At 67.6% G+C, this 25918-nt stretch carries 23 protein-coding genes; 7 read left to right on the top strand and 16 right to left on the bottom strand.

Annotated features, from left to right (window positions below):
* Positions 1 to 334 precede the first annotated feature (334 nt).
* Together ASC92_RS12295 and chrA are read left to right on the top strand one after the other, a co-directional pair.
* Positions 335 to 1093: a TSUP family transporter gene (locus tag ASC92_RS12295; RefSeq protein ID WP_056515397.1), complete on the top strand. Its 759-nt coding sequence runs from the start codon at positions 335 to 337 to the stop codon at positions 1091 to 1093.
* Positions 1094 to 1113: 20 nt separating this feature from the next.
* A complete protein-coding gene (chrA, locus tag ASC92_RS12290; RefSeq protein WP_056515394.1) occupies positions 1114 to 2478 on the top strand; it encodes a chromate efflux transporter in 1365 nt (454 codons plus the stop codon).
* Positions 2479 to 2489: 11 nt separating this feature from the next.
* On the opposite strand, the gene ASC92_RS12285 is transcribed toward chrA, so the two are convergent.
* From ASC92_RS12285 to ASC92_RS12265, 5 genes are all read right to left on the bottom strand, one after another.
* Positions 2490 to 3920, bottom strand: coding sequence for a tripartite tricarboxylate transporter permease (locus ASC92_RS12285; protein ID WP_056515391.1), 1431 nt, complete (start codon positions 3918 to 3920; stop codon positions 2490 to 2492).
* Positions 3921 to 3933: 13 nt separating this feature from the next.
* A complete protein-coding gene (locus tag ASC92_RS12280) occupies positions 3934 to 4422 on the bottom strand; it encodes a tripartite tricarboxylate transporter TctB family protein (RefSeq protein WP_056515388.1) in 489 nt (162 codons plus the stop codon).
* Positions 4423 to 4618: 196 nt separating this feature from the next.
* On the bottom strand, positions 4619 to 5029 hold the full coding sequence (locus tag ASC92_RS12275; RefSeq protein ID WP_056515385.1) for an RNA recognition motif domain-containing protein: 411 nt from the start codon (positions 5027 to 5029) through the stop codon (positions 4619 to 4621).
* Positions 5030 to 5209: 180 nt separating this feature from the next.
* Positions 5210 to 5446, bottom strand: coding sequence for a DUF3820 family protein (locus tag ASC92_RS12270; RefSeq protein WP_007835452.1), 237 nt, complete (start codon positions 5444 to 5446; stop codon positions 5210 to 5212).
* 6 nt (positions 5447 to 5452) lie between these two features.
* On the bottom strand, positions 5453 to 5827 hold the full coding sequence (locus tag ASC92_RS12265; RefSeq protein ID WP_414820410.1) for a translation initiation factor Sui1: 375 nt from the start codon (positions 5825 to 5827) through the stop codon (positions 5453 to 5455).
* Between the two features lie 44 nt (positions 5828 to 5871).
* On the opposite strand from ASC92_RS12265, the gene ASC92_RS12260 reads away from it, so the two are divergent.
* Positions 5872 to 7149 carry a DEAD/DEAH box helicase gene (locus ASC92_RS12260; protein ID WP_056515379.1) on the top strand — a complete coding sequence of 426 codons (1278 nt, stop codon included), beginning with the start codon at positions 5872 to 5874 and terminating at the stop codon, positions 7147 to 7149.
* Between the two features lie 16 nt (positions 7150 to 7165).
* Here the strand turns inward: ASC92_RS12260 and ASC92_RS12255 are convergent, their stop codons facing one another.
* From ASC92_RS12255 to argE, 10 genes are all read right to left on the bottom strand, one after another.
* Positions 7166 to 7924 carry a slipin family protein gene (locus ASC92_RS12255; RefSeq protein ID WP_056515374.1) on the bottom strand — a complete coding sequence of 253 codons (759 nt, stop codon included), beginning with the start codon at positions 7922 to 7924 and terminating at the stop codon, positions 7166 to 7168.
* 71 nt (positions 7925 to 7995) lie between these two features.
* A complete protein-coding gene (locus ASC92_RS12250) occupies positions 7996 to 9159 on the bottom strand; it encodes an acyl-CoA dehydrogenase family protein (RefSeq protein ID WP_056515371.1) in 1164 nt (387 codons plus the stop codon).
* Positions 9160 to 9166: 7 nt separating this feature from the next.
* Complete coding sequence (locus ASC92_RS12245; RefSeq protein ID WP_056515368.1) at positions 9167 to 10327, bottom strand: acyl-CoA dehydrogenase family protein; 1161 nt, start codon at positions 10325 to 10327, stop codon at positions 9167 to 9169.
* Positions 10328 to 10342: 15 nt separating this feature from the next.
* Complete coding sequence (locus ASC92_RS12240; protein ID WP_056516369.1) at positions 10343 to 11257, bottom strand: SDR family oxidoreductase; 915 nt, start codon at positions 11255 to 11257, stop codon at positions 10343 to 10345.
* A gap of 31 nt (positions 11258 to 11288) precedes the next feature.
* Positions 11289 to 13238 (bottom strand): acetyl/propionyl/methylcrotonyl-CoA carboxylase subunit alpha, encoded by a 1950-nt coding sequence (locus ASC92_RS12235; protein ID WP_056515365.1) that lies wholly within the window; start codon positions 13236 to 13238, stop codon positions 11289 to 11291.
* On the bottom strand, positions 13235 to 14845 hold the full coding sequence (locus ASC92_RS12230; protein WP_056515361.1) for an acyl-CoA carboxylase subunit beta: 1611 nt from the start codon (positions 14843 to 14845) through the stop codon (positions 13235 to 13237). The genes ASC92_RS12235 and ASC92_RS12230 overlap by 4 nt, the downstream gene beginning before the upstream one ends.
* Positions 14846 to 14928: 83 nt before the next feature.
* A complete protein-coding gene (locus ASC92_RS12225) occupies positions 14929 to 15702 on the bottom strand; it encodes an MHYT domain-containing protein (protein WP_056515358.1) in 774 nt (257 codons plus the stop codon).
* A gap of 135 nt (positions 15703 to 15837) precedes the next feature.
* On the bottom strand, positions 15838 to 17499 hold the full coding sequence (locus ASC92_RS12220; protein ID WP_056515355.1) for a hypothetical protein: 1662 nt from the start codon (positions 17497 to 17499) through the stop codon (positions 15838 to 15840).
* Between the two features lie 118 nt (positions 17500 to 17617).
* Entirely contained in the window at positions 17618 to 18841 is a 1224-nt protein-coding gene (locus ASC92_RS12215; protein ID WP_056516367.1) for a DUF445 domain-containing protein, read from the bottom strand.
* A 265-nt stretch (positions 18842 to 19106) separates the two neighbouring features.
* Complete coding sequence (gene argE / locus ASC92_RS12210; protein WP_056515352.1) at positions 19107 to 20273, bottom strand: acetylornithine deacetylase; 1167 nt, start codon at positions 20271 to 20273, stop codon at positions 19107 to 19109.
* Between the two features lie 102 nt (positions 20274 to 20375).
* Between argE and ASC92_RS12205 the strand changes: the two genes are divergently transcribed.
* The 4 genes from ASC92_RS12205 to ASC92_RS12190 all read left to right on the top strand — a co-directional run bounded on the left by ASC92_RS12205 (position 20376) and on the right by ASC92_RS12190 (position 24463).
* On the top strand, positions 20376 to 21563 hold the full coding sequence (locus tag ASC92_RS12205; protein ID WP_056515348.1) for a glycerophosphodiester phosphodiesterase: 1188 nt from the start codon (positions 20376 to 20378) through the stop codon (positions 21561 to 21563).
* Between the two features lie 19 nt (positions 21564 to 21582).
* On the top strand, positions 21583 to 22080 hold the full coding sequence (locus ASC92_RS12200; protein ID WP_056515346.1) for a nucleoside deaminase: 498 nt from the start codon (positions 21583 to 21585) through the stop codon (positions 22078 to 22080).
* 78 nt (positions 22081 to 22158) lie between these two features.
* A complete protein-coding gene (locus ASC92_RS12195) occupies positions 22159 to 23361 on the top strand; it encodes a M20 aminoacylase family protein (RefSeq protein WP_056515343.1) in 1203 nt (400 codons plus the stop codon).
* Between the two features lie 7 nt (positions 23362 to 23368).
* Positions 23369 to 24463, top strand: coding sequence for a M14 family metallopeptidase (locus ASC92_RS12190; RefSeq protein WP_056515340.1), 1095 nt, complete (start codon positions 23369 to 23371; stop codon positions 24461 to 24463).
* 277 nt (positions 24464 to 24740) lie between these two features.
* Here the strand turns inward: ASC92_RS12190 and ASC92_RS12185 are convergent, their stop codons facing one another.
* Entirely contained in the window at positions 24741 to 25868 is a 1128-nt protein-coding gene (locus ASC92_RS12185; protein WP_056516364.1) for an ABC transporter substrate-binding protein, read from the bottom strand.
* Positions 25869 to 25918 lie beyond the last annotated feature (50 nt).

The raw sequence follows: 25918 nt of genomic DNA, 5'->3' as shown, positions 1-25918 counted from the left end.
GTTTGCGAATCGGACTTTCCGGGCCGGCAAAGCGGGTAATTCCCAATGCACTGAGGCGGTGCGCCCCCTAAAGTCTGCGCACTCGCGAACGGGCCTTGCTCGTGCTGCCGAGGGTCCGAGGAGACAAACTCGAGCAACTATAAAAATGCTTCCAAGGCTCCGTACGAGATGCCGTGTTTGACTTTGAAAGGCGCCGCTGGTCGGCGCCTTTTTTATGCCCCCGCACGCCGTGCCCGATGGGTTTTTCTTCAATGCCAAATTGACCTCCCGCGAAGGCCACGCAAGCACATGAAGCTATATTTTCGATAGCACCCCGAGTGAGACAATCGCCGCCATGGAAATGCTGGTGGTGACGGGCGCCTCGCTGCTCGCGGGATTTGTCGATTCGATCGTGGGCGGAGGCGGGTTGATCCTGGTGCCGGCGCTGTTTGCCGTGTTCCCGGGCGCGACGCCGGCAACGCTGCTGGGCACCAACAAGAGTGCGTCCATTTGGGGCACGGCCGCCGCCGCGGCCCAGTTCAGCCAGCGGGTGCAGATGCGCTGGGGCGCCCTCTGGCCCGCCGCGGTGCTCGGTTTCGCCGGCTCCATGCTGGGCGCCTGGGGCGTCACGGTAATCCCGGGCGACTTCCTGCGCCGGGCGCTGCCGGTCATCCTGCTGGGCGTGCTGCTCTACACGCTGGCGCGCAAGGACATGGGCCGGATGCACGCGCCGCGCTTCTCGGGGCGGGCAGAGACGCTGGCGGCCTGCACCATCGGCCTGTCGATCGGGCTGTACGACGGCTTCTTCGGGCCGGGCGCGGGGAGCTTCCTGGTGTTCCTGTTCGTGCGCTGGATGGGCTACGACTTCCTCAACGCCTCGGCCTCGGCCAAGATCATCAACACGCTGACCAACGCCGCGGCGCTGGTCCTGCTGGCGGCCAAGGGCCACGTCTGGTGGCACTACGGGCTGGTGATGGCGGTGGCCAACGTGGCAGGCAGCCTGCTCGGCACGCGGGTTGCACTGAAGCACGGGGCGGGCTTCGTGCGGGTGGTGTTCATCGTGGTGGTGAGCGCGCTGATCCTGAAGACCGCGTACGACGCATTCCTGAAATAGCGAAACACGAAAGTCAGCCGATGTCCTCCCCCGAAGCGCCTGCCGAGCCGCCCGTCCCCGTCAGTTTCTGGCAGGCCTTCGGCTACTGGCTCAAGCTGGGCTTCATCAGCTTCGGCGGGCCTGCCGGGCAGATCGCGCTGATGCACCAGGAACTGGTGGAGCGCCGCCGCTGGATCTCGGAGAAGCGATTCCTCCATGCGCTGAATTACTGCATGGTGTTGCCCGGCCCCGAGGCCCAGCAGCTCGCGACCTACATCGGCTGGCTCATGCACCGCACCTGGGGCGGCATCGTGGCGGGAGGGCTGTTCGTGGCGCCGTCGCTGTTCATCCTGATCGCGTTGTCGTGGGTCTACATGGCCTACGGGCAGGTGCCCGCGGTGGCTGGGCTGCTCTATGGCGTGAAGCCCGCGGTGACGGCCATCGTGCTGTTCGCGGCCTGGCGCATCGGCTCGAGGGTGCTGAAGAACGCCTGGCTCTGGGCGATTGCGGCGGCCGCCTTCGTGGCGATCTTTGCGTTGCGCGTGCCGTTTCCGCTGATCGTGCTCGTGGCGGGCGCCATCGGCTACCTTGGCAGCCGGTTGGCGCCAGAGCGCTTCGCGCCGGGCGGCGCTCACGCAGCGGCGGCCGCTTCGATCGGCCCCGCGCTGATCGACGACGACACGCCGACGCCCGCGCATGCGCGCTTCGGCTGGGGCCGCTTCTTGCGCGTGCTGGGCGTGTTCCTCGCACTGTGGCTCGTCGCCATCGGCGCCCTCGCGGCGCTGTTCGGCTGGCACGGCGCGCTCACGCAGATGGGCTGGTTCTTCACCAAGGCCGCGCTGCTGACCTTCGGCGGCGCCTACGCGGTGCTGCCCTACGTGTTCCAGGGTGCGGTCGACCACTACGGCTGGCTCAGCGCCACGCAGATGATCGACGGGCTCGCGCTGGGCGAGACCACGCCGGGGCCGCTGATCATGGTGGTGTCGTTCGTGGGCTTCGTGGGCGGCTGGAACCAGGCGCTGTTCGGCGGGCAGTCGCTGTTCCTGGCGGGGGCGGTGGCCGCGACGGTGGTGAGCTTCTTCACCTTCCTGCCGTCGTTCCTGTTCATTTTGCTGGGCGGCCCGTTCATCGAATCGACGCACGGCAACCTGAAGCTCACCGCACCGCTGACGGCCATCACGGCAGCCGTGGTGGGCGTGATCGTCAACCTCGCGGTGTTCTTCGCCTGGCACGTGCTGTGGCCGAAGGGCGCGGGCGGCGGCTTCGACGCGGCATCGGCGGCGATCGGGCTGATCGCCGCCGTGGCGCTGTTCCGCTTCAAGGCCGGGGTGATCCCGGTAGTGCTGGGCGCGGCCCTGCTCGGGCTGGCCTGGCAGCAGGCGCTGCTGCCGTTGCTCCACCGCTGACCCGGGCGAGCTTATTCCTCTACAAACGCTTCTTCGCGTTTTGCCTTGATCGCAGGCAGTAGCACGATGCCCAGCAGCAGCGCAGCGGCCACCAGCAACCCCGCCGACAGCGGCCGCGTGACGAACACGCTCCACGCGCCGCGCGACAGCAGCAGTGCGCGCCGCAGGTTCTCTTCCATCATCGGGCCCAGGATGAAGCCCAGCAGCAGCGGCGCGGGCTCGGTGCGCAGCTTCAGGAACAGGTAGCCGATGAAGCCGAAGGCCGCCACCATCCAGATGTCGAAGGTGTTGTTGTTGGTCGAGTACACGCCGATCGCGCAGAACAGCACGATCGCCGGGAACAGGAACTTGTAGGGCACCGTCAGCAGCTTGATCCACATGCCGATCAGCGGCAGGTTCAGCACGGGCTGGATGTTGTGGATCGTCATCGCACCCACCATCAGCGCCATCACCGCGTTGGGCGGAATGCCCAGCGTCAGCAGCGGGATGAAGGAGGTTTGCGCACCGGCGTTGTTGGCCGATTCGGGCGAAGCCACGCCGCGGATGTTGCCCTTGCCGAAGGGCACTTCGCCGGGGCGCATCTTGATCTTCTTCTCCAGCGCATAGGCCGCGAAGGCCGCCAGCAGCGCGCCGCCGCCGGGCAGGATGCCCAGCGCCGAACCCAGCGCCGTGCCGCGCAGCACCGCGGGCGTCATGCGCTTGAAGTCTTCCTTGGTGGGCCACAGGCCTTTCACCTTGTGCGTGAACACCTCGCGCTCGTCGTCGGGCTGAGAGAGGTTGCCGATGATTTCGCCGTAGCCGAACACGCCCATGGCGATCACCACGAAGCCGATGCCGTCGGTGAGCTCCGGAATGTCGAAGCTGTAGCGCGCAACGCCCGAATTCACGTCGGTGCCGACGATGCCCAGCAGCAGGCCGAGCACGATCATCGCCACCGCTTTCACCAGCGAGCCCGAGGCCAGCACGACGGCGCCGATCAGGCCCAGCACCATCAGCGAGAAGTATTCGGCTGGGCCGAACTTGAAGGCCAGTTCGGTCAGCGGCGGCGCGAAGGCGGCCAGGATCAGCGTACCCACGCAGCCCGCGAAGAAGGAGCCGAGGCCCGCCGCGGCGAGCGCCGGGCCTGCGCGGCCCTGCCTTGCCATCTGGTAGCCGTCGATACAGGTGACCACCGAGGACGACTCCCCGGGCAGGTTCACCAGGATGGCCGTGGTCGAGCCGCCGTACTGCGCGCCGTAGTAGATGCCGGCCAGCATGATCAGCGCCGACACGGGCGGCAGCGCGTACGTGGCGGGCAGCAGCATCGCGATGGTCGCGACCGGGCCGATGCCGGGGAGCACGCCGATCAGCGTGCCAAGGATGCAGCCGACCAGGCAGTACAGCAGGTTGGTGAAGGTGAACGCGACGCCGAAGCCGGTCGCGAGGTTGTGGAACAGTTCCATGGCGATGCGCTCCTCAACCCGAAATGAAAGTAGGCCAGACCTGGATCTGGAGCTTCAGCGCCCAGATGAAGGCCACGTAGCTGCCGGCCGCCAGGATGGTCGAGAGAACCAGCACGTCGCGCAGCTTGAAGTGCTCGCCCGCCATGCTCGAGATGATCGTGAGCGCGTAGATCGCGATGATCATTCCCATGGCCGGCAGCCCGATGCTGGGCAGGCCGCCCAGCAGCACGCCGAAGGCGAGGTTGGCGCCGAGCACGAAGGCCAGCGGCTTCCAGGCCCATTTGCCGATCGGGTCGCCGGTGGCGGTTTCGACCACCAGCGCCTGGAACATGATGATGGCGCCGAGGATGGCCAGCAGGATGCCGAGCATCAACGGGAAGTAACCCGGCCCCATTCGGGCACCATCGCCGATGGTGTAGGTGGTGGCGCCTATCGCAAAGGCTCCCCCCACGCTGGTGAACATGACTCCTGAGAAGAAGTCCGCCTGACTCTTGATACGCATCTCTCGACCCTCTTGTGTGGAGGAGTGAGGGTCGTTCTGCGCGGCTGACCGTTGGCTGACTGCGGCGGTACGGACTATTGCTTACCGGGTTTTCATTAGGGTGAGCTGACCAAGGCCTCCGCGCCGGGCGCAGAAACGAAAAAAGCTCCCGAAGGAGCTTTTCGTTCAGAAGCCCGAAGGCTCTGGAGGGAAGGGCTTAGTAGCCGCCGCGACCACCGCCGCCGCCGCCGTAGCCACCGCCACCACCGCTGCGGCCACCGCCACCGCCGCCGTAGCCGCCGCCACCACCGCCGTAGCCACCACCGCCGCCGCCACCACCGTAGCCGCCGCCGCCACCACCGCTGCGGGGGGGACGGGCTTCCATCGGACGGGCTTCATTCACCGTCAGGGCGCGGCCCTGCAGCGAGTGGCCGTTCATGGCTTCGATGGCTGCCAGTGCTTCGGCATCCGAACCCATTTCGACAAAGCCGAAGCCCTTCGAACGGCCGGTGTCACGTTCCATCATGACCTTGGCGCTGACGATGGCGCCGAACTCGCCGAAGGCTTGTTCCAGATCGTTGTCACGCACGGAGTAGGCGAGGTTGCCTACGTAGAGTTTCTTGCCCATTGAGGGACTCCTAATTCAAACCAACAAGACAAAGCGATGGAGTCCCAGAATCACAACAAACAAAATGCGCTGTGGCGCGAAACTGACCGATCACCGAATTACGTGCACGGGAGACAAGCTCACAGACACGTAGGCGGGATTATCCCGCCCCATTTACAAAAAACGTGGGGAAATCGTGTGTTATTGAGAAACATCCCGGCCCGACGGGCGGTTTCGCAACGGTTTCAGCAGGCCGGAGAGCCCGTTGTGGTCTATTTCATGCATCAGCGCGAGCAGTCGGCCGATTTCTCCTGAGGGAAAACCCTCGCGTGCAAACCAGGTCAGGTAATTTCCGGGCAGATCGGCAATCAGCGTGCCCTTGTGCTTGCCGAAAGGCATTTGGAGCGTCACCAGGCGCTGCAGGTCTTCGGGTTGCATCGGTGCTCAGCCTCCCGCCCGCTTGACCGTGTGGCCTTGCTTCGCCAGCGCCGCGACCACCAGTTCGCGGTGGTCGCCCTGGATCTCGATCACGCCGTCCTTCACCGTGCCGCCCGAGCCGCAGGCCGTTTTCAGCTGTTTGCCGAGCGCCGCCAGTGCCGCCGCATCGAGCGCCACGCCCTTGACGAGGGTCACGCCCTTGCCCTTGCGTCCCTTGGTCTCGTGCGTTACGCGGACAATGCCGTCCGTGGCCGGCGGGCGCGCCTGGAACTCCTTGCAGCGGCACCGGGCCATGGGCTCGCCACAGCCGGGGCACATGCGGCCGCCCGCCTCGGTGGAGTACACCAGGGCGCTGCCGGCCTGATTGCGCTGCTGTTTCATCGTCGACATCCGATCCGTCTTTCTTCTCTTCTGTGTCTGCTTACATGCCATTCGACTCACTGGGCCTGGCCCCCGCGCTCGTGCAGGCTGCCGCCGAAAGCGGCTATGCCGCGCCGACCGCTATTCAGGCCGCAGCCATCCCCGCGATTCTGCAAGGCCGCGACGTGCGGGGCTCGGCGCAGACCGGCTCCGGCAAGACCGCCGCATTTTCCCTGCCTCTGCTGCAGCGCCTGGGCGCCGAGCGCGCACAGGGCTCGCGCCGCGTGCGGGCGCTGGTGCTCGTGCCCACGCGCGAGCTCGCGGCCCAGGTCGGCGAAACCATGCGCAGCCTGGCGCAGCACCTGCCCGAACGCCTGAAGATCGTCGTCGCCTTCGGTGGCGTGTCGATCAACCCGCAGATGATGGGCCTGCGCGGCGGTGCCGACATCGTCGTCGCCACGCCGGGCCGGCTGCTCGACCTCTGCGACCACAACGCGCTGAAGCTCGATGCCGTGTCGACGCTGGTGCTTGACGAGGCCGATCGCCTGTTCGACCTCGGTTTTGCCGAAGAGCTCGGCCGCATCCTCGCGCTGCTGCCGAAGCAGCGCCAGAACCTGCTGTTCTCAGCCACCTTCCCGAGCGCCATCCAGGCGCTGGCCGACGGCATGCTGCGCGACCCGGCCGTCGTCGACGTGCAGGGCGAGCCCGGCACCGAACCGAACATCGTGCAGCGCGTGATCGAGGTCGACGCCATCCGCCGCACGCAGCTGCTGCGCCATCTGCTGAAGCAGCACGAAGGCGAATGGGACCGCGTGCTGGTCTTCGTCGCCACGCAGCATGCGGCGCAGACCGTGGCCGAGAAGCTCTACAAGAACGGCATCTATGCCGTGCCCTTCCACGGCGACATCGCCCAGGGCACGCGCACCGACATCCTTTCGCAGTTCAAGCAGAGCCGCTGGGACGTGGTGATCGCCACCGACCTCGCGGCGCGCGGCATCGACATCGCGCAGCTGCCCGTGGTCATCAACTACGACCTGCCGCGCTCGCCGACCGACTACATCCACCGCATCGGCCGTACCGGCCGCGCGGGCGAGAGCGGACTGGCGATCAGCTTCGTGAGCGCGTCGACCGAGGCGCACTTCCGGCTGATCGAGAAGCGCCAGGGACTGAGCCTGCCGCGCGAGCGTGTCGAAGGCTTCGAGCCGACGGAGGTGGCGGTGCCCGTGGTCGATGCGTCGGGCACCGGCGGCGTCAAGGGCAAGCGGCCGAGCAAGAAGGACAAGCTGCGCGCGGCGGCTGCGCTTGCGGCTGCACGGGGCGAAACGCCCGAGAAGAACGGCTGACCCTGTGCCGCGCATGCTACGAGCGCTTGCCCAGGAAGCTCGTCAGCAAATCCACCGGCAGCGGGAACACGATGGTCGTGTTCTTGTCCGCGCCGATCACCGTCAGCGTCTCCAGGTAGCGCAACTGGATGGCCTGCGGCTCCTGCGCCAGCACGCGCGCGGCCTGGAACAGCTTTTCCGAAGCCTGCAGTTCGCCCTCGGCATGGATCACCTTGGCGCGCCGTTCGCGTTCGGCCTCCGCCTGCCGCGCGATGGCGCGCACCATCGATTCGGTGAGGTCGATCTGCTTGATCTCCACGTTCGACACCTTGATGCCCCATGACGCCGTCTGCACGTCCAGGGACTCGCGCACGTCGAGGTTGAGCTTCTCGCGCTCGGCCAGCATGTCGTCGAGCTGGTGCTTGCCGAGCACCGAGCGCAGCGTGGTCTGCGCCAGCTGGCTGGTGGCGTTGAAGAAATCCTTGACCTGGATGATCGCCTTCTCGGCATCGACGATGCGGAAATACACGACCGCACTGACCTTGACCGACACGTTGTCGCGCGAGATCACGTCCTGCGTCGGCACTTCGAGCACCACGGTGCGCAGGTCGACGCGCACCACCTGCTGGATGGCCGGTATCACGATCACCAGACCGGGCCCAGAAACCTTGGAGAACCGTCCGAGCGTGAAAACGATGCCGCGCTCGTATTCCCGGAAGATCCATATCGCGGAAAAGAGCAGCACCACCAACAGGACAAGAATGACGGTGCCGATGCCGGAGGTGAGGGAGAGCATGTCGGGCTCCTGCGACCCAGCGAAAGCGCTGGCTCGTTGGACATCCGGCGCGCGACGGCGTTCCCCGGCGCCTACCAGCCCATCTGCCTGGCCGCCAGCTCCTTCATGATCTCCTCGGCCCCGCCACCGATCATCATCACCTTCACCTCGCGGTAGATGCGCTCGCTCACCGTGCCGCGCATGAAGCCCATGCCGCCGAGGATCTGCACCGCCTGGTCGGCGCAGAACTGCATGGTCTGCGTCGCATGGTTCTTCAGCATGCAGACCTGAGCGACCCATTCGGGTGCATTGATGCGCCCGGCCGCTTCGTGTGCATCGCCCTCGGCCGACACCGCCTCGATCCACGCCTCGGTGGAAGCGATGCGCATCTGCATGTCGACCAGCTTGTGGCGCACCGCCTGGTGCTCGATGAGCGCGGCGCCGAATGTCTTGCGATCGCGTGCCCAGGCCAGCGCCTCGTCGAGGCAGGCCCGCGAGAAGCCGAGTGCGCCCGCCGCGAGCCCGATGCGCTCGCCGTTGAAGTTGCCCATGACCATGCGGAAGCCCGCGCCTTCGCCGCCGAGCAGGTAGCGCGCCGGCACGCGCACACTGTCGAAGTGCAGCGTCGCGGTGTCGGAACACAGCCAGCCCATCTTCGCGAGGCGCGTGCGCGAAAGGCCGGGCGCATCGCCGGGCACGAGGAGCATCGAGATGCCGCCTGCGCCGCGCCCTTCGCCGGTGCGCACGGCCACGGTGATCCAGTCGGCGCGCATGCCCGAGGTGATGAAGGTCTTCTCACCATTGATCACGTAGTGGTCGCCCTCGCGCCGTGCGGTGGTGCGCAGCGCGGCCACGTCGGAGCCGCCGCTGGGCTCGGTGATGGCGAGCGCCGCGATCTTCTCGCCGCGCAGCACCGGCGGCACGACCTCGCGGCGCACCGCGTCGCTCGCATGCAGCACCACGGGCGGCAATCCGATGTTGTGCGAGAACAGGCTTGCGAGCACGCCGCCGCTCTTGCCGTGGCGCGCCAGCGCGATCCATGCGGGCAGCTTGAGCGAATACGAAGCGGGCGTACCGCCCAGGTCTTCGGGGTAGCCCAGTCCGAGCAATCCCAGTTCGGCGGCGCGTGCGTAGAGCGCGCGCGGAAACTCGCCCGCGTCGTCCCAGGCCTGCACGTTCGGCGCGATCTCGCTTTCGGCGAAGCGCCGCACCGTGTCGGCGAGCGCCGCGCGGTCGGCTTGCAGTTCGGCGTCCACGGATGCTTCAGCCGCGCGGCGGCCGCTTGGCGATGCCCATGGTCTTTGCGAGGATGCCGAGCATCACTTCGTCCGCGCCGCCGCCGATGGAGCCGAGCCGGCCGTCGCGGTACAGGCGCGAGACGCGGTTCTCGAGCGTGAAGCCCATCCCGCCCCAGAACTGCAGGCAGGTATCCGCCACCTGCCGCGTGAGGCGGCCGGTCTTGAGCTTGGCCATCGACGCGAGTTCGAGCACGTCCTCGCCCTGCACGTGCAGGTCGCAGGCGCGGTAGGTCAGGGCGCGCAGCGCTTCCACCTCCGTCTTCAGCTCGGCCAGCTTGAACTGCACCCACTGCTGGTCGGCCAGCGTGGCGCCGAACATGTGGCGCTGCTGCGCCCACTCGATGGTCTGCGCGATGCAGTCGTCCATCGGTTCGAGCGAGCTTGCGGCGGCCCACAGGCGCTCTTCCTGGAACTGCTGCATCTGGTAGACGAAGCCCTGGCCTTCCTCGCCGATGCGAAAGCGCTGCGGCACGCGCACGTTGTCGAAGTAGATGAGCCCGGTGTCGCTCGAGTTCATGCCGATCTTGCGGATCTTCTTCGCCTTCTCGATGCCGGGGCTGTTCATCGGCACCATCACGAGCGACTTGTTGCGGTGCACCGGTCCGTCGCTGGTGTTGACCAGCATGCACATCCAGTCGGCCTGCAGGCTGTTGGTGATCCACATCTTCTGGCCGCTGATGAGGTAGTCGCCGCCGTCCTTGCGCGCGTTGCTCTTGAGGCCCGCGACGTCGCTGCCCGCGCCGGGCTCGCTCACGCCGATGCAGCCGACCGTGTCGCCGGCAATGGCGGGCGCGAGGAACTCGCGGCGCAGTTCGTCGCTGCCGAAGCGTGCGAGCGCGGGCGTGCACATATCGGTCTGCACGCCGATGGCCATCGGCACGCCGCCGCAGCTCACGTGGCCGAGCGCCTCGGCCATCGCCATCGCATACGAGTAATCGAGCCCCGCGCCGCCGAAGGCCTCGGGCTTGTTCAGCCCCAGCATGCCGAGGTTGCCGAGCTTCTTGAAGACCTCGTGCGCAGGGAAGATCTCGGCGGCTTCCCATTCGTCCACGTGCGGGTTGATCTCTTCGTCGATGAAGCGCCGCAGGGTCTTCTGGATCTCGAGGTGTTCGTGGGTGTACTGCATGTCGCTTGTCTCCAATCAGTCGTTGGGCTCGTCGTTCTGGAACACGCGCGGCGTCTGCGCGAGGTGAAAGCCGTCGAAAGGCCGCACCGCCGCGCGCTGCTGTGTCTGCGCATCGGGAATCTCCATCGGCCAGCCCATGCGCACCTGCGGCCGCGCGCCGTCCACGCGCAGCACGCTGCCACTGATGAAGCTGGCCGCGGGGCTCAGCAGGAAGGCGATGGCGGCGGAGGTCTCGGCCTCGTTGCCGAAGCGGCCTGCGGGCACGGTGTTGCGCATGGCGCGCAGCATGCCGCCGGCCTCCGGCGGGTAGTGGTCCATGCCGCTCGAGGCGATGTAGCCCGGCGCCACCGCGTTCACGCGCACGCCGCTCGCGGCCCATTCGAGCGCGGCGGTCTCGGTGAAGCTCACCATGCCGGCGCGGGCGGCGCCGCTGTGGCCCATGTTGGGCATCGAGCCCCAGATGTCGGCCACGATGTTGACGATGGCGCCGCCGTTGGCCTGCATGCTTTGCACGTAGCACTCGCGCGCGACCAGGAAGCCGCCCGTGAGGTTGGTGTGGATCACCGCCTCCCAGCCCTTGGCCGAGATCGCGGCGAGCGGCGTGATGTACTGGCCGCCGGCATTGTTCACGAGGCCGTCGATCCGGCCGTGCGCGGAAACGATTGCCGCGATGGCCGCGCGCACCGCTTCTTCCTGCCGGATGTCGAAGGCCTGCGTGCTGGCCTTGCCGCCGCTGGCTTCGATCTCGGCCTTGACCTGCTCGAGCTTCTCGGGCTTGCGGCCGACCAGCACCACCTGCGCGCCGAGCGCGGCCAACTCGTGCGCGGTGCAGCGGCCGATGCCGGAGCCGCCGCCGGTGACGACGATGACCTGTCCGCCGAACAGGCCGGGCGCGAAGACGGAGCGGTAGCGGGAAGTGCGAGCGTTCATGCGGATGACCTTCGGGAATGGATTGGAGGCGTCATGCATCCGCGACCTGCGCGACCACATGGCGCGCGGCCACCTGCGCGCCCACCGCGACATGCAGGGCGACGCGGCCGGCGCGCGGCGCGCAATGGACGTGCTCCATCTTCATCGCTTCGAGCGTGACCAGCGGCTGGCCCGCGGCGACCGCATCGCCTTCGGCCACGAGCAGCGCGATCACCCGGCCGTTCATGGAGGCGCGCAGCAGGCCGTCGCTGCCGGTGCCGTCGGTGCGCGCCACCGCGACGTGCGTGAGGTTCTCCAACCGGAACGACTGGCCGCGAAAGTGGAAATCCACGCGTTCGGCTTGCCGCGCGACGAACGCCTGCTCGGCCAGACCGCGGCACGAGAAGCGCAGGCTGCCGTCGTCGGGCAGTGCGAGCAATGCGAGCTGCACGGGGGCTGCGCCGTCCAGTGCAATGTCGAATCGGCCGGCACCACGCGGTGTCACGCGGGCCGCACGCACCACGCCATCGAGCGAGAAGCGCAGGGAATTGGGAAGCGTGTGCGCCAGCGGCGAGGGCCAGCCGCGCTCGCCCAGTTGCAGCAACAGCGCCGCCAGCAATGCAGCGCGGGTTTCGTTGACGGCATCCGCGGCAAGCAGCGATTCGAGGTGATCGCCGATGAAGGCGGTCGTCGCCGCGCCACTCGCGAACACATCGTGCGACAGTGCACGCTGCAGCAGTTGCTGGTTGGTCGAGAGGCCGAGCGCCACCGTGTCCTGCAGGCCCGCGACCAGCCGCTGCCGGGCTTCCTCGCGCGTGCGGCCGTGCGCCACGAGCTTGGCGATCATCGAGTCGTAGAAGGGCGGCACGGCGGCACCGTCGCGCAAGGCGTGCTCGGTGCGCAGCGCGGGCGAAGGCCGCCATGCCGCGAGCGCACCGCTTTGCGGCAAGAAGCCCTGCAGCGGGTCTTCGGCGCACAGGCGCACTTCGATCGCGTGGCCGGCGATGCGCACGTCCTGCTGCGTCAGAGGCAAAGGCTCGCCGGCCGCGACGCGAAATTGCAGCTCTACCAGGTCGAGGCCCGTCACTGCTTCGGTCACGGGGTGCTCCACCTGCAGGCGCGTGTTCATTTCCATGAACCAGTACTGGCCTTCGGCATCGAGCAGAAATTCCAATGTGCCCGCACCTTCGTAGGCGATGGCTTTCGCCGCCGCGACGGCGGTCGCGCCCATGCGTTCGCGCAGCGCGTCGGACACGGCCGGCGAGGGCGCTTCCTCGATCACCTTCTGGTGCCGCCGCTGCACCGAGCAGTCGCGTTCGCCGAGGTGGATGGCGTTGCCATGCCGGTCGGCGAACACCTGGATCTCGATGTGGCGCGGCGCGACGATGGCGCGCTCCAGGATCACGGTGGCATCGCCGAAGGCGTTGAGCGCTTCGGATTGCGCGCTGTGCAACTGCTCGGCGAAGTTCGCCGCCGAGGTGACGAGCCGCATGCCGCGCCCGCCGCCGCCCGCGGTCGCCTTGATCATCACGGGCCAGCCGATGCGTGCCGCCTCGGCCGCGAGCTTTTCCGTGCGCTGGTCTTCGCCCTGGTAGCCCGGAATGTACGGCACGCCCGCCGCCTGCATCAGCCGCTTGGCGCCGGCCTTGTCGCCCATCGCGCGGATGGCTTCGGGCGATGGCCCGATGAAGACCAGCCCCGCATCGCGGCAGGCCCGCGCGAACGCCGCGTTCTCCGCGAGGAAGCCGTAGCCCGGGTGCACTGCATCGGCGCCGCTCGCATGCGCAGCCTCGATGATCGCGGCGATGTTCAGGTAGCTCTGCGCGGGCAGCGACTCGCCGATCCACACGGCCTGGTCGGCCTGCCGAACATGCTCGGCATCCGCGTCAGCGCTCGAATACACGGCCACCGTGCGATAGCCCATGGCGCGTGCGGTGCGCATCACGCGCACCGCGATCTCGCCGCGGTTCGCGATCAGGATCTGGTGGAACGCGCTGCTCATGGCCGTGCCACCGAAAACTGCATGGCCTGCGGCACGCGCGCATCGGCATCGCGGCACACGGAAAGAACCTCGGCCAGCACCGCGCGCGTGTCGCGCGGATCGATCACGCCGTCGTCGAGCAGCAGCGCGCTCGTGGTGAACACGCTCATCTGCCGCTCGAAGCGTTCGACGACCTGCTGCTGCATTGCCTCGATCTTCGTGTGGTCGACCGCGCCCTTGCGTGCCATGCCGGCCTCCATCACGGTGGCCATGGTCTTCGCCGCCTGCTCGCCGCCCATCACCGCGGTGCGCGCGTTGGGCCATGAGAAGCAGAAGCGCGGCGCGAAGCCCCGCCCGCACATGCCGTAGTTGCCCGCGCCGTAGGAAACGCCGCAGTGCAGCGTGATCTGCGGCACCGTCGCGCTGGTCACGGCCTGAATCATCTTCGCGCCGTGCTTGATGATGCCGGCCTCCTCGTGCGCGCGGCCCACCATGTAGCCCGTGATGTTCTGGAGGTAGACGATGGGCGTGCGCGACTGGCAGCAGGCCTGGATGAAATGCGTGGCCTTGGTGGCGCCGTCGGAATCGATGGGGCCGTTGTTGGTGATGATGCCCACCGCATGTCCTTCGAGACGGATGTGGCCGCAGACGGTGGCGCTGCCGTAGTGCTCGCTGAACTCCAGGAATTCGGAACCGTCGGCGATGCGCGCGATGACCTCGCGCATGTCCACCGGCCGCCGCCCGTCGCTCGGCATGATGCCGAGCAGGTCTTCGGTTTCGTAGCGCGGTGGCGTGAACTTGCGCGGCGCTTCGTCGTGCGTCCAGTCGATGCCGCCGAGGATCGAGCGTGCGATGCGGATGGCGTCGCGGTCATCTTCCGCCAGGTAGTCGCCCAGGCCCGAGACGTGGGTGTGCATCACGGCGCCGCCCAGCTCCTCTTCGGTCGCGATCTCGCCGGTGGCCGCTTTCAGCAGCGGCGGCCCCGCGAGAAAGGCCCGCGTGCGGTCGCGCACCATCACGATGTAGTCGGACAGCCCGGTCTGGTAGGCGCCGCCTGCGGTCGAGGAGCCGTGCGTCACCGTCACCACCGGCAGCCCCGCGGCCGACAGGCGCGCGAGGTTGCGGAAGATGTTGCCGCCGCGCACGAAGTCCTGCACGCGGTACTGCATGAGGTTGGCGCCGGCGCTTTCCACCAACTGCACGTAGGGCAGCTTGTTCTCGAGCGCGATCTCCTGCACGCGCAGCTGCTTGTCGAGGCCCATGGGCTGCAGCGCACCGGCGTCGATGCCCGAGTCGGAGGCGCTGACCATGCAGCGCACACCCGACACCTGGCCGATGCCGGAGATCAGCCCGCCGCCGGGCACGCTTTTCGACAGGTCGGGGTTGTCCTGCCCCAGCCCCGCGAGCGAGGCCAGCGGCAGGAAGGGCGCGCCGGTGTCCAGCAGCAGCGCGAGGCGCTCGCGCGGCAGCAGCTGCCCGCGCTTGGCGAAGCGCTCGGCCGAGGCGCCGGAGGCCGCCACGGCGCGGGCCTCGTGCTCGCGCACCTGGCCGAGCAGCGCGAGCATGCCGGCGCGGTTGGCCTGGAAGGTGTCGCTGGCCGCTTGCAGCCGGGATTCGATGATGGGCATGTGGAGTCTGTGCAGGTCGCGTGTTTTCGCTCTGCACAGACTCTAGGGGGCGGGTGCCGCGCCCGCTTGCGCCTACTGGCTGGTCAACTGGTGCGGGCGCGCCGCGCGGCCACCGGGGCGTCGAGGCTGCTGCCGGTGACCACCCAGTAGATGAAGATCAGCACCGTGCCGGCCGTGCCGAACACCGTGAGCCCCATGTAGCTGCCGCCGATGGCCAGCGCGTCAGTCGGTGCGGCCGCGATGCACACCATGTTGGCCGCGCTCATGCCCACGTAGTGCATGGTGCAGACCGCCACGCCCATCACGGCGGCGGCCGCGACCTTGTGCGCGAACTTGCGCAGGTTGAACGCCAGCCACAGGGCCGCCCCGGCGGCGCTGACGGCGATCAGCACCGACAGCCCGACTCTCGTCAGGTCGAAGTCCATCGAGGCGCGCATGTTCATCGCGAACATGCCCATGTAGTGCATCACGCAGACGCCGATGCCGGCCAGCAGGCTGCCGCCGAGCCAGCCCGATTTGCTGAACTTGCGCCGGCCGCCGGCCATGTAGAGGGCGATGCCGGAAATCAGGATGGCCGCCACCAGCGACACCACCGTGAGCGGCATGTTGTACGAGATGGCCACCGGCAGGCGGTACGCCAGCATGCCGATGAAGTGCATCGACCAGATGCCGATGCCGCCCAGCGCCACCGCTGCACAGGCCACGACCGCGAGGTTGGGTTTGCCGTCCGCGCCGACCATGCGGCCGGCGCAGATGAGGGCCACCAGCGAGCCCGCGAACGAAATGACGAAAGAAAGCGCCACCATGCCCAGTGCGTACTCGGGCGACAGCAGTTGGCCTACGACGAGCGGAGTCATGAGATGTGCCTTTCAAAGAAAAGAGCGCCTCGCGAACCCCCGACCACCGGATGCGATCGGGACGCCGCAAGACGTCCCGCGCAGTCTGTAATATTTGTTTTTCAAAGTAAACTGAAATCTAAACTTTTCGTTACGCTACCTTACGGGACGGATTCGATATATCGCATTGTTGCGATCGGAGCTCATGTAGATCGTGCCGTCGCGTCCCACCGCGACGCCCGTCACCACATAGGGCGGAGGTAGCCCCGGCCCGGGTGCGAGGCCGATCGGCAGGTTCTCGGCGACCGTCCGGCGCGTGCCGTTGGCGGGGTCGATTTCCACCAGCCGGCGCGCCGCGCTCTCGGCCACGATGAAGCTGCCCCACGGCGTCTGCGCCACGCCCTCGGGCAGTGCCAGCCCGTCGGCCACGGTGCGCAGCGGCGCGCTGGCGTCCAGCGGAATGCGCAGCAGCTTGCCAGCGGCCTCGGTCACATAGAGCGCCCCGTCCTGGCCGACGACCATTTGCACCGGGCCGTTCAGGCCACTAGCAAGCACTGACTTTTCGGAAAACTTCGGCCCACTGGCGCGGGTGATGCTGCCGGTGGCGATCTCGGCGTAGATCACGCTGCCGTCGGGCATGGGGATGGCGTCGAACGGCGCCTTCAGTCCGTGGATGGTTTCGACGGTCTTCAGCGTCTGGCGGTCGACCAGCTGCACCGTGCCCGTGAACCACGAGGTCAGCGCGAAAAGCCTGGGCGAAAGCCCGACCGCAAACGGGTAGTCGAGGTCGGGGTCGCGCTGCATGCGGAACACGTCGCGCACCTCGCCGGTGCGCACGTCGACCTGGCGAAAGCCGAAGACGTCGGCCACCCAGAGGTCGTTGCCGTCGATCTTCATGCCGGCCGGCACGGCCAACTTGCCGCTGGTGAGCGTGCGCAGGTCGCCGGTGGCGGGGTTGAAGGCCTGCACCTCGTTGTTCGCCATGTTGGAGACGTAGATCGTTCCGTCCGGCGTGTCCTTGGCTATGGCGAGGTTGTCGAGCGAAGGCCGCAGCTGCTTTGCGACGGTCTTGCGGCCGGTGGCGAGGTCCACCTGCACCAACTCGCCGCTGCGCGCATCGACCACCCAGAGGTTGCCCTTGCCGTCGAGGTTGGCGGCGGCCGGGATCTTGAAGCCATCGGCGATCACGGTCATGGCGCCGTTCGCCGGGTCGATCTTCACCACCTGGCCCTTGAACCACAGCGGCCCGTAGAGCATGCCGTCGGGGCCCACCTCGAAGCCGTTGAAGCCGCCCATGTCCTTCTTGATGAGCCGCGGCGGCTTCTGGCCTTCGCGGTCGATCTCCCACAGCGCGTCGCCCAGGAACACCTGCGAGGCGTAGAGCTTGCCGTTGCGGCGGTCGAAGTCGAGCGAGTTGAGGCCGGGCAGGTCCTTGGCGAGCACGCGCATCGGCGCGGCGTCGCTCTCGCGGTAGCGCAGCATGCCCATGAGGTAGTTGGTCCAGGCCAGCTCGCCCTTCGGGCCCACGGCGATGTCGTCGGCCTGGCCTTCGGGCGCGTCGATCAGCACCTTGGCCGCGCCGGTGCTGCGGTCGACCTCCCACAGCGTGTTGCCGAGCACCGAGCCCGCGAGCAGCCGGCCCTTGGCGTCGATGGCCAGCCCATGCACCCCCGCGAAGGACGATGGGGCGACCAGCGCCTCGGGCGGACCCCAGGAAGCGGGCCGCGTGGCCGATGGCGGCGCGACGCTGCTGCAGGCGCCCAGCAGGGCGAGGGTGGCGGTCAGCGCGATCGCGCCGAGGCTGCTTCGACGGGGCATGGTGCGTGTCTCCTCTGGTTGATTGATGCGCGAAGCAGTCTAGGAGGCGACAGGGGCCGCGGGGTCTCTCCGGAGACAGGATGCGGACTTTCGTTCGCTGTGGATTACCCGGGCCCGCTCAGCCGCGCAGCAGCTGCGTGACCGTGTGGATCAGCAGCCCCACGAGCCCGCCCACCAGGGTGCCGTTGATGCGGATGAACTGCAGGTCGCGCCCGATGTGGCGCTCCAGCTCGAGCGTCATTTCCTGCGCGTTCCACTCGCCCACGCGCTCCTCGATGTAGCGGCGGATGTCTTCCCGGTAGCGCTCGATGGCCAGCGGCGCGGCCGCCTCGATCTGCTCGTTGATCCAGCGGCGGATGGCCTCGTCGCCCTGCAGCCGCGTGCCCAGCGCGCCGGCCATCGAGGCAATGCGCCGGCGGATGGTCGAGTCGCCGCGGCCCAGGTCGTCATGCAGCCACGCCAGCAGCTCGCCCCACAGGCCGTGCAGGTAGTCGCCCAGGGCCGGGTGCGCGACGAGCTCGGCGCGGATCTGCTCGCCGCGCAGCTGGAACTCGGGGTCGAGCTTCAGGCGCACCACGAAGTCGTCGACGAAGTGGTCGAAGCGCCTGCGCATCGGATGGTCGGGCTCGGCAGCCAGCTCGCCGATGGTGCGCGCCACGGCCGCGACGATCTTGCGCGTGGCCAGCTTGGCGGCCACCTGGTCGAGGCCCACATAGCGCAGCGTCTTGATTTCGCGCGCGATGGCCTCGGTGATGTGCGCCTGCACCTCGTCGCCTTCGAGCAGGCCGGCCACCTGCTGCAGCACGTCGTCGAGCAGGGCCTGGTGGCGCCCGCCGGCGGTGAGCGCGTCGAGCGCCTGGCCGGTGAGGCGCGAGAGATCGATCTTCTCGAGGCCCGCCGCGGCGGCGCGCCCCAGGAAGTCGCGCACCCGCTCGTCGTCGAAGGCCGAGAGCCCGTAGCGCGTGGCAGCCACGCCCCATTCGCCGAGCTTGTCGCCGCTCGCGGGCCGGGCCAGCCAGTCGGCGATGCGGCCGGCCGCATCGAATTCCCGCAGCTTGCCGAGCACCTGTCCGGTGCTCAGGAAGTTGTCGCAGATGAAGCCCGCGAGCTTGGCGCCGATGCGGTCCTTGTTGCTCGGGATGATGGCGGTGTGCGGAATCGGCAGGCCCAACGGATGGCGAAACAGCGCCACCACCGCGAACCAGTCGGCAATGGCGCCGACCATCGCGGCTTCGGAGAAGGCCGCTATGTAGCCCCACGCCGGATGCTGCGCATGCAGTGCGCTCGCTACCGCATAAAGCACGGCGGCACCGCACAGCAGGCCGAGGGCGACGCGCTTCATGCGCTGCAGTGGGTTGCTGCTTTCGGTCAATTGAGCCCCGGTGCTTTTCTTTCGGGGCGCGTGCACAGGCCACCGGGTACTCCCCTCCGCGAATGTCCCCCGCTTCGCTCCTCCTTTATTTCGCTGCGGGGAGCACCCGGTGCYCTGAACGATCACGACGGCGGGGTGCCTTGCGCAGCGAAATAAAGGAGGAGCGAAGCGGGGGACATTCGCGGAGCAAGGTACCCCGTCGGCGTGATCGCCCCCCGGAAAGCAACGCACCATCTCAGCCGATGCTAGGAGAAGAAGCCAGCCGCTCCATGAACAGCTCGCAGCGCGCCAACTGCTCGAGGCTCACGTACTCGTCGGGCTGGTGCGCCTGCTCGATGCTGCCCGGACCGCACACCACCGTGGGGATGCCGGCGTTCTTGAACAGGCCCGCTTCGGTGCCGAAGGCCACCAGCGTGGTGCGATCCTCGCTTGCCAGGCGCTGCGCCAGCAGCGTGACGGGGTCGTTGGCAGAGCCCAGGAAGCTCGGGATCTCGCAGATGGTCTCGAAGCTGAAGCCCGCATCGGGCGCCACCTTCTTCATCGCCGGCTCGATGCTGCCGGCGTAGGCCACCACGTCGGCCTGCATGCGCTTCGCATCGGCGGTCGGAAGGTCGCGGAACTCGTAGCGGAACTCGGCGTCGCGCGGCACCACGTTGTCGGCGATGCCGCCGTGGAACTGGCCCACGCTCGCCGTGCTGAAGGGCACGTCGAAGCCCTCGTAGCGCGTCTCGCTGCGCTCGAAGTCTTCCGCCATGTCGCGCACCTTGCCGATCACGCGCGCCGCCATCTCGATGGCATTGACCGACTTCGGCGTGAGCGACGAATGCGCCTCCTTGCCGCGCACGCAGCACTTGTAGCGGTACACGCCCTTGTGCGCGATGGCGGGCACCATGCTGGTGGGTTCGCCCACGATGCAGGCCAGCGGCTTGATGTTGGCTTCGCGCATGTCGGCGATGAGTTCCTTCACGCCGAAGCAGCCGATCTCTTCCTCGTAGCTGAAGGCGAAATGCACCGCGAAGGGCGAGTCGCTTTCCAAAAAGCGCTTCGCGTTCGACAGCGCGATGGCAATGAAGCTCTTCATGTCGGCCGAGCCGCGTCCGTACAGCCGCTCGTCGCGCACCACGGCGGACAGCGGGTCGACGCTCCAGTCCTGCCCGTCCCACGGCACCGTGTCGGTGTGGCCCGAGACGATCACGCCGGCTGGCTTGCCTTCGCCCAGCGTGGCGAACAGGTTCGCCTTGGTGCGTTCGGCGTTGTAAGTGATGCGGCTCTTGACGCCCAGGGCGGCGAGGTGGCTTTGCGCGAAGTCGATCAGTTGGAGGTTGCTGTTGGCACTGATGGTGTTCATGCGCACCAGGGTCTGGGCCAGCAGCAGGCTTTGGGGGGAAAGCGTGTGGAGCATGCAACACATTCTCCCGGAAGTCGGCACGGTCCGTGCGTGGATGCAGTAGCTGTCACCCCAAGCGGGTACGCTGCCTCTCTTTTGGACGGAGAACCCAGGACCATGCGCACCCTTCAGCTCGCCTTGACCGCCACCGCCGCCCTTTGCGTGGCGGCCTGCAGCACCACCGGGCCTTCCAGCAAACTGCTGACGCTCGACGGCAACCCGCCGCTGGTCATCGCACACCGCGGCGCCTCGGGCTACCTGCCGGAGGAAACGCTCGAAGCCTATTCGCGCGCCATCGAACTCGGCGCCGACGTGATCGAGATGGACCTGGTCTCCACCAAGGACGGCGTGCTCATCGCCCGCCACGACCCCAACCTCGCCATCAGCACCGACGTGGCGAAGCACCCCCGCTTCGCCTCGCGCAAGAAGACCATCAAGGTCGACGGCGAGACCCAGACCGGCTGGTTCAGCAACGACTTCACGCTGGCCGAGATCAAGACCCTGGGCGGCATCTCCACCGACGCCGAGCGCCCGCAGGAATTCAACGGCAAGTACAAGATCCCGACCTTCCAGGAGATCATCGATTTCGCCAAGGCCAAGTCGAAGGAAACCGGCCGCACCATCGCGATCTACCCCGAGTCGAAGAACCCGACCTACTTCCGCGACCTGGGCCTGCCGCTGGAAGACAAGATGATCGCCGCCATCAACGCCGCCGGCTGGAACAGCAAGACCGCCCCGATCTACGTGCAGTCCTTCGAGCCCAGCAGCCTGAAGTACATGAAGAGCAAGGGCCTGAACACCCGGCTCATCCAGCTCATCGACGGCGACAGCGTCGACCTGAAGACCGGCGCGGTGACGTTCGCCGTGCCCAGCGACCGCCCCTACGACTGGACCAAGGCCGGCGACAAGCGCAACTTCGACGCCATGGTCACGCCCGCGGGCCTGGCCGAGATCAAGACGTACGCCGACGGCATCGGCCCCTGGAAGCGCTACATCGTGAGCATCAAGGGCACCATCGGCGCCGACGGCAAGCCGGTGGACGTCAACAAGGACGGCAAGATCAACGACGCCGATGCCACCTCCACCGCGCCCACCTCGCTGATCGCCGACGCGCACAAGGCCGGCCTGTTCGTGCATCCCTTCACCTTCCGCAACGAGTCGCGCCGCCTGGCCTCCGACTACAACAAGGACGGCAAGAGCGAATACGGCGTGTACTACAAGCTCGGCGTGGACGGCGTGTTCACCGACTTCACCGACACCGCGCTGGCCGCGCGCGCCGACTACCTGAAGAGCATCGGCCGCTGAACGCGGGGCGCGTCCAGACATGAGCGCCGACCTGTCCCCGCGCGACCTCGAATTGCTTCGCATGGCCATCCGGCTGTCGGACGAATCGAAGGCGCGCGGGCGCCATCCCTTTGCCGCGGTGGTGGCGAACGAGCACGGCGAAGTCGTGGTCACCGCGGGCAACAACTCGATGCCGCCCGAGGGCGACCCCACGCAGCACGCCGAGCTCGCAGCAGCGGCGCAGGCCGCGCGGCTGCTCTCGCCCGAGCAGCTTGCGCGCTGCACGCTGTACACCAGCGCCGAGCCCTGCTGCATGTGCGCGGGCGCCATCTACTGGACCAACATCGGCCGCGTGGTCTACGCGCTGTCCGAGCACGCGCTGCTCGGACTGACCGGCGACCATCCCGAGAACCCGACCTTCTCGCTGCCCTGCCGCGAGATCTTCGCGCGCGGGCAGCGGCGCGTCGAGGTGGTGGGACCGCTGCTCGAGGAAGAAGCTTCCGCGCCGCACATCGGCTTCTGGACCGCCGGACACTGAACAACACCGGACAGCGAGGCTTTGCGGGTGCCTCGAAACGCCGGAGTGGATAGACTGGCGTTTTGAGACGACCACGCCATGAAACTCATCGACTCGCTCGTCACGCAGGCAGCCGGCATTGCCGCCGTCCGACGTGACCTCCACGCCCATCCCGAACTCTGCTTCGAAGAAGTCCGCACCGCCGACGTGGTGGCAGGCAAGCTCACCGAATGGGGCATTCCCATCCACCGCGGCCTGGGCACCACCGGCGTGGTGGGCATCGTGAAGAACGGCACCAGCAGCCGCGCCGTGGGCCTGCGCGCCGACATGGACGCACTGCCCGTCACCGAGCTCAACACCTTCGCCCACGCCAGCAAGCACCACGGCAAGATGCACGCCTGCGGGCACGATGGCCACACGGCCATGCTGCTCGCGGCTGCGCAGCACCTGGCGAAGCACCGCAATTTCGACGGCACCGTCTACCTGATCTTCCAGCCGGCCGAAGAGGGCGGCGGCGGTGCCCGCGAAATGATCAAGGAAGGGCTGTTCGAGCAGTTCCCCATGGACGCCGTCTTCGGCATGCACAACTGGCCCGGCATGAAGGCCGGCCAGTTCGCCGTGAGCCCCGGGCCGGTGATGGCCTCGGGCAACAAGTTCTTCATCAACGTGATGGGCAAGGGCGGCCATGCCGCGCTGCCGCAGACCGGCATCGACCCGGTGCCGATCGCCTGCGAGATCGTGCAGGCCTTCCAGACCATCCTCACGCGCAAGATGAAGCCGACCGATTCGGCCGTGATCTCCGTCACCACCATCCACGCCGGCGAAGCCAACAACGTGATTCCCGACAACTGCGAGCTGTCGGGCACGGTGCGCACCTTCTCGATCGAGGTGCTCGACATGATCGAGGCGCGCATGAAGCAGATCTGCGACCACATCTGCGCGGCGCACGACGCCACCTGCGATTTCCGCTTCGAGCGCTACTACCCGCCCACCGTCAACACCGAGGCCGAGGCAGACTTCGCGCGCCGCGTGATGGGCGGCATCGTCGGCCCCGAGAACGTGCTGAAGCAGGAGGCCGCCATGACCTCGGAAGACTTCGCCTTCATGCTGCAGGCCAAGCCCGGCGCGTACGCCTTCATCGGCAATGGCGACGGCACGCACCGCGACGTGCACCACGGCGAAGGCCCGTGCACGCTGCACAACGCCAGCTACGACTTCAACGACGACCTCATTCCGCTCGGCGCCACCTGCTGGGTGCAGATCGCCGAGCAGTTCCTCAAGCCCGGCGGCGCAAGCGCCTGATCGCCACATGATCGGAATCGCCGAAGCCTTTTCGCCGCGCTACGCCCAGGCGCGCCAGAAGTTCCTGCAGGGCTGCGTGAGCGCCGGCCTCGCGGTCGAGCCGCACGCGCATCCGCTCAAGGGGCGCGACGGCGAAGAGCTGTCGATGGACGTGGCGCTCGACGGCGATGCGAACGCGCAGAACCTGCTGATCGTCACCAGCGCCTGCCATGGCGTCGAGGGCCATTGCGGCAGCGGCGTGCAGGTGTTCGCGCTGCACGACGCCGAATGGCGCGAGAAGGCGAAGGCGCAGGGCGTGGCGGTGCTGTATGTGCACGCGCTCAACCCGCACGGTTTTTCCTACGGCCGTCGCGTGACGCACGAGAACGTCGACCTGAACCGCAACTTCATCGATTTCTCGAAGCCGGTGCCGGTCAACGAGCCCTACGCCAAGCTGCACGAACTGCTGCTGCCCGCCACCTGGCCGCCCACGCCCGAGAACCAGGCGGCGGTCGCGAAGTGGATCGACAAGCACGGCGCCACCGCCTTCCAGGCGGCAGTGACCAGCGGGCAGTACCAGTTCGACGACGGCTTGTTCTTCGGCGGCAAGGCGCCGACCTGGAGCAACAAGACCATCCGCAGCGTGCTGAAGCGCCATGCGGGCAATGCCCGACGTGTGGCCTGGATCGACCTGCACACGGGGCTCGGCCCCAACGGCCTGGGCGAGCGCATCTTCGCCTGCCGCGACGACAAGACCGCCTATGCCCGAGCCAACGCATGGTGGGGCACGCCGGCCGCGCCCGTCACCTCGATCTACGACGGCTCTTCGACATCGGCGCTGCTGCGCGGGATGATGTGGGACGCCATGTACGAAGAGTGCCCGCAGGCCGAGTACACCGGCATCGCGCTCGAGTACGGCACGCTGCCGATGCTCGAAGTGACCGGGGCCCTGCGCGCCGACCATTGGCTGCACAAGCATCCCGAGGCACCGGCCGACCTGGCCGACGGCATCCGCGCGCGGATGCTCGAGGCGTTCTATACGGACACCGATGCCTGGCGTGGGCAGATCGTCAGCCAGGCGCGGCAGGCCATGTTCCAGGCGGTGGACGGTCTCAGTAGTTGATGTTCGGGGCGCGATCACGCCGACGCGGTGACCTTTTTCGCGAATGTCCCCCGCTTCGCTCCTCCTTTATTTCGCGAAAAAGGCCCCCGCATCGACGTGATCGTTCAGAGCACTTGTTGATCAAGCGAATCAACGGCAGCGCTCGTTGTGCACAGGGCGTCGGGTGCTCCCCGCAGCGAAATAAAGGAGGAGCGAAGCGGGGGACATTCGCGCAGGGGAGTACCCGGTGGCCTGTGCACGCACCCCGAATGCGCGAACGCAGCCCCGAAGCAAAGACCTAAGTCCGGACCCGCCCGTCCCCCGTCAGCATCGACAGTTCGACGAACTTCGACGCCACGTGGTTCTTGGCCGAGAACGACACATCGAACCCGCCGAACTGCTGGCGGTCGATGCTTTCCAGCCCCGCGATCAGGCTCTCGCGCGTGGGCTTGGCCGGCGCCTTGCGCAGGCCCTCGGTCAGCACCTTCGCGGCCAGGTAGCCCTCCATGCTCGAAAAATTGGCGCTCGCACCGTTGCCGGCCTTGTGCACCGCGTCAGCGAACTCGCGCGCCAGCGCATTCGCCGGGTTGTAGGGCGAGGGAACCACCTGCGTCACCACCACGCCTGCCGCCTGCTTGCCCAGTTCGTCCGCCAGCGCCTGCGTGCCGACGAAAGACATGTTGAAGAAGGTGCCGCCGTAGCCCGCCTTGCGCGCCTCGCGGATGAAGGCCGCGCAGGCCTTGTACGTGCCAACCTGCACCACCGCGTCGGGCCGGGCCGCCACGATCGCCTTCACCGCCGGCGCCACTTCGACCGAGTTGCGCTCCACCGTCGCCAGCACCACCGGCTTCAGCTCCTGCTGCAACAGCGCCAGCGTCACGCCGTCGAGCCCGGCCTTGCCGTAGGCATCGTTCTGGTAGAAGACCGCGATCTTCTTCAGGCCCAGGTGCGTGAGCTGCTTCACCATCAGCGCCGTCTCGTCGTTGTACGAGGCGCGCACGTGGAACACGTTCTTCTGGAAAGGCTCGCGCAGCGACATCGCGCCGGTGAACGGGGCGATGAACGGCATCTTGTCCTTCGCCGCCAGCGGCAGCGCAGCCAGGCTGGTCGGCGTGCCGACGTAGCCGAAGAGGGCGAACACGTCCTCATCGATCAGCTTCTGCGTATTGGCGGCGCAGCGCTCGGGTTCGTAGCCGTCGTCGAGGTTCTTGATCACCACGTTGCGGTGGCCCGGCTGGGCGTTGTAGGCGTCCAGGAACAGCTTCGCGCCCTGATGGAACTGGATGCCCAGCTGCGCCGCCGGTCCGGTGAATGGAGCCGACTGGCCCAGCACCAGCGGCGTGTCGCCCTGCGCACGCGCAATGCCGAAGCCACCCAGGGTGGCAGCCGCGCCCGCGGCCAAAGAAAAACGACGTCGATTCAACATGATCAAAACCTCCTCCTGCGCTCTGATTCGCGCACAAATTAGACTTGCCC

Origin of the sequence: Variovorax sp. Root411, from assembly GCF_001425205.1 — a bacterium.
Classification (GTDB): Bacteria; Pseudomonadota; Gammaproteobacteria; order Burkholderiales; family Burkholderiaceae_C; genus Variovorax.
Note: the sequence above shows the minus strand (reverse complement) of the source record. Positions and strands in the feature narration are given on the sequence as shown.

What these genes read in the sequence shown, in the direction of transcription:
- chrA (WP_056515394.1), top strand. Translation starts at nt 1,114, where the DNA reads ATGTCCTCCCCCGAAGCGCCTGCCGAGCCGCCCGTCCCCGTCAGTTTC.
- ASC92_RS12265 (WP_414820410.1), bottom strand. Translation starts at nt 5,827, where the DNA reads ATGAAACAGCAGCGCAATCAGGCCGGCAGCGCCCTGGTGTACTCCACC.
- ASC92_RS12275 (WP_056515385.1), bottom strand. Translation starts at nt 5,029, where the DNA reads ATGGGCAAGAAACTCTACGTAGGCAACCTCGCCTACTCCGTGCGTGAC.
- ASC92_RS12230 (WP_056515361.1), bottom strand. Translation starts at nt 14,845, where the DNA reads ATGCCCATCATCGAATCCCGGCTGCAAGCGGCCAGCGACACCTTCCAG.
- ASC92_RS12225 (WP_056515358.1), bottom strand. Translation starts at nt 15,702, where the DNA reads ATGACTCCGCTCGTCGTAGGCCAACTGCTGTCGCCCGAGTACGCACTG.
- ASC92_RS12285 (WP_056515391.1), bottom strand. Translation starts at nt 3,920, where the DNA reads ATGGAACTGTTCCACAACCTCGCGACCGGCTTCGGCGTCGCGTTCACC.
- ASC92_RS12205 (WP_056515348.1), top strand. Translation starts at nt 20,376, where the DNA reads ATGCGCACCCTTCAGCTCGCCTTGACCGCCACCGCCGCCCTTTGCGTG.
- ASC92_RS12255 (WP_056515374.1), bottom strand. Translation starts at nt 7,924, where the DNA reads ATGCTCTCCCTCACCTCCGGCATCGGCACCGTCATTCTTGTCCTGTTG.
- ASC92_RS12220 (WP_056515355.1), bottom strand. Translation starts at nt 17,499, where the DNA reads ATGCCCCGTCGAAGCAGCCTCGGCGCGATCGCGCTGACCGCCACCCTC.
- ASC92_RS12190 (WP_056515340.1), top strand. Translation starts at nt 23,369, where the DNA reads ATGATCGGAATCGCCGAAGCCTTTTCGCCGCGCTACGCCCAGGCGCGC.
- ASC92_RS12270 (WP_007835452.1), bottom strand. Translation starts at nt 5,446, where the DNA reads ATGCAACCCGAAGACCTGCAGCGCCTGGTGACGCTCCAAATGCCTTTC.
- ASC92_RS12195 (WP_056515343.1), top strand. Translation starts at nt 22,159, where the DNA reads ATGAAACTCATCGACTCGCTCGTCACGCAGGCAGCCGGCATTGCCGCC.
- ASC92_RS12235 (WP_056515365.1), bottom strand. Translation starts at nt 13,238, where the DNA reads ATGAGCAGCGCGTTCCACCAGATCCTGATCGCGAACCGCGGCGAGATC.
- ASC92_RS12260 (WP_056515379.1), top strand. Translation starts at nt 5,872, where the DNA reads ATGCCATTCGACTCACTGGGCCTGGCCCCCGCGCTCGTGCAGGCTGCC.
- ASC92_RS12280 (WP_056515388.1), bottom strand. Translation starts at nt 4,422, where the DNA reads ATGCGTATCAAGAGTCAGGCGGACTTCTTCTCAGGAGTCATGTTCACC.
- ASC92_RS12200 (WP_056515346.1), top strand. Translation starts at nt 21,583, where the DNA reads ATGAGCGCCGACCTGTCCCCGCGCGACCTCGAATTGCTTCGCATGGCC.
- ASC92_RS12245 (WP_056515368.1), bottom strand. Translation starts at nt 10,327, where the DNA reads ATGCAGTACACCCACGAACACCTCGAGATCCAGAAGACCCTGCGGCGC.
- ASC92_RS12185 (WP_056516364.1), bottom strand. Translation starts at nt 25,868, where the DNA reads ATGTTGAATCGACGTCGTTTTTCTTTGGCCGCGGGCGCGGCTGCCACC.
- argE (WP_056515352.1), bottom strand. Translation starts at nt 20,273, where the DNA reads ATGCTCCACACGCTTTCCCCCCAAAGCCTGCTGCTGGCCCAGACCCTG.
- ASC92_RS12240 (WP_056516369.1), bottom strand. Translation starts at nt 11,257, where the DNA reads ATGAACGCTCGCACTTCCCGCTACCGCTCCGTCTTCGCGCCCGGCCTG.
- ASC92_RS12215 (WP_056516367.1), bottom strand. Translation starts at nt 18,841, where the DNA reads ATGAAGCGCGTCGCCCTCGGCCTGCTGTGCGGTGCCGCCGTGCTTTAT.
- ASC92_RS12295 (WP_056515397.1), top strand. Translation starts at nt 335, where the DNA reads ATGGAAATGCTGGTGGTGACGGGCGCCTCGCTGCTCGCGGGATTTGTC.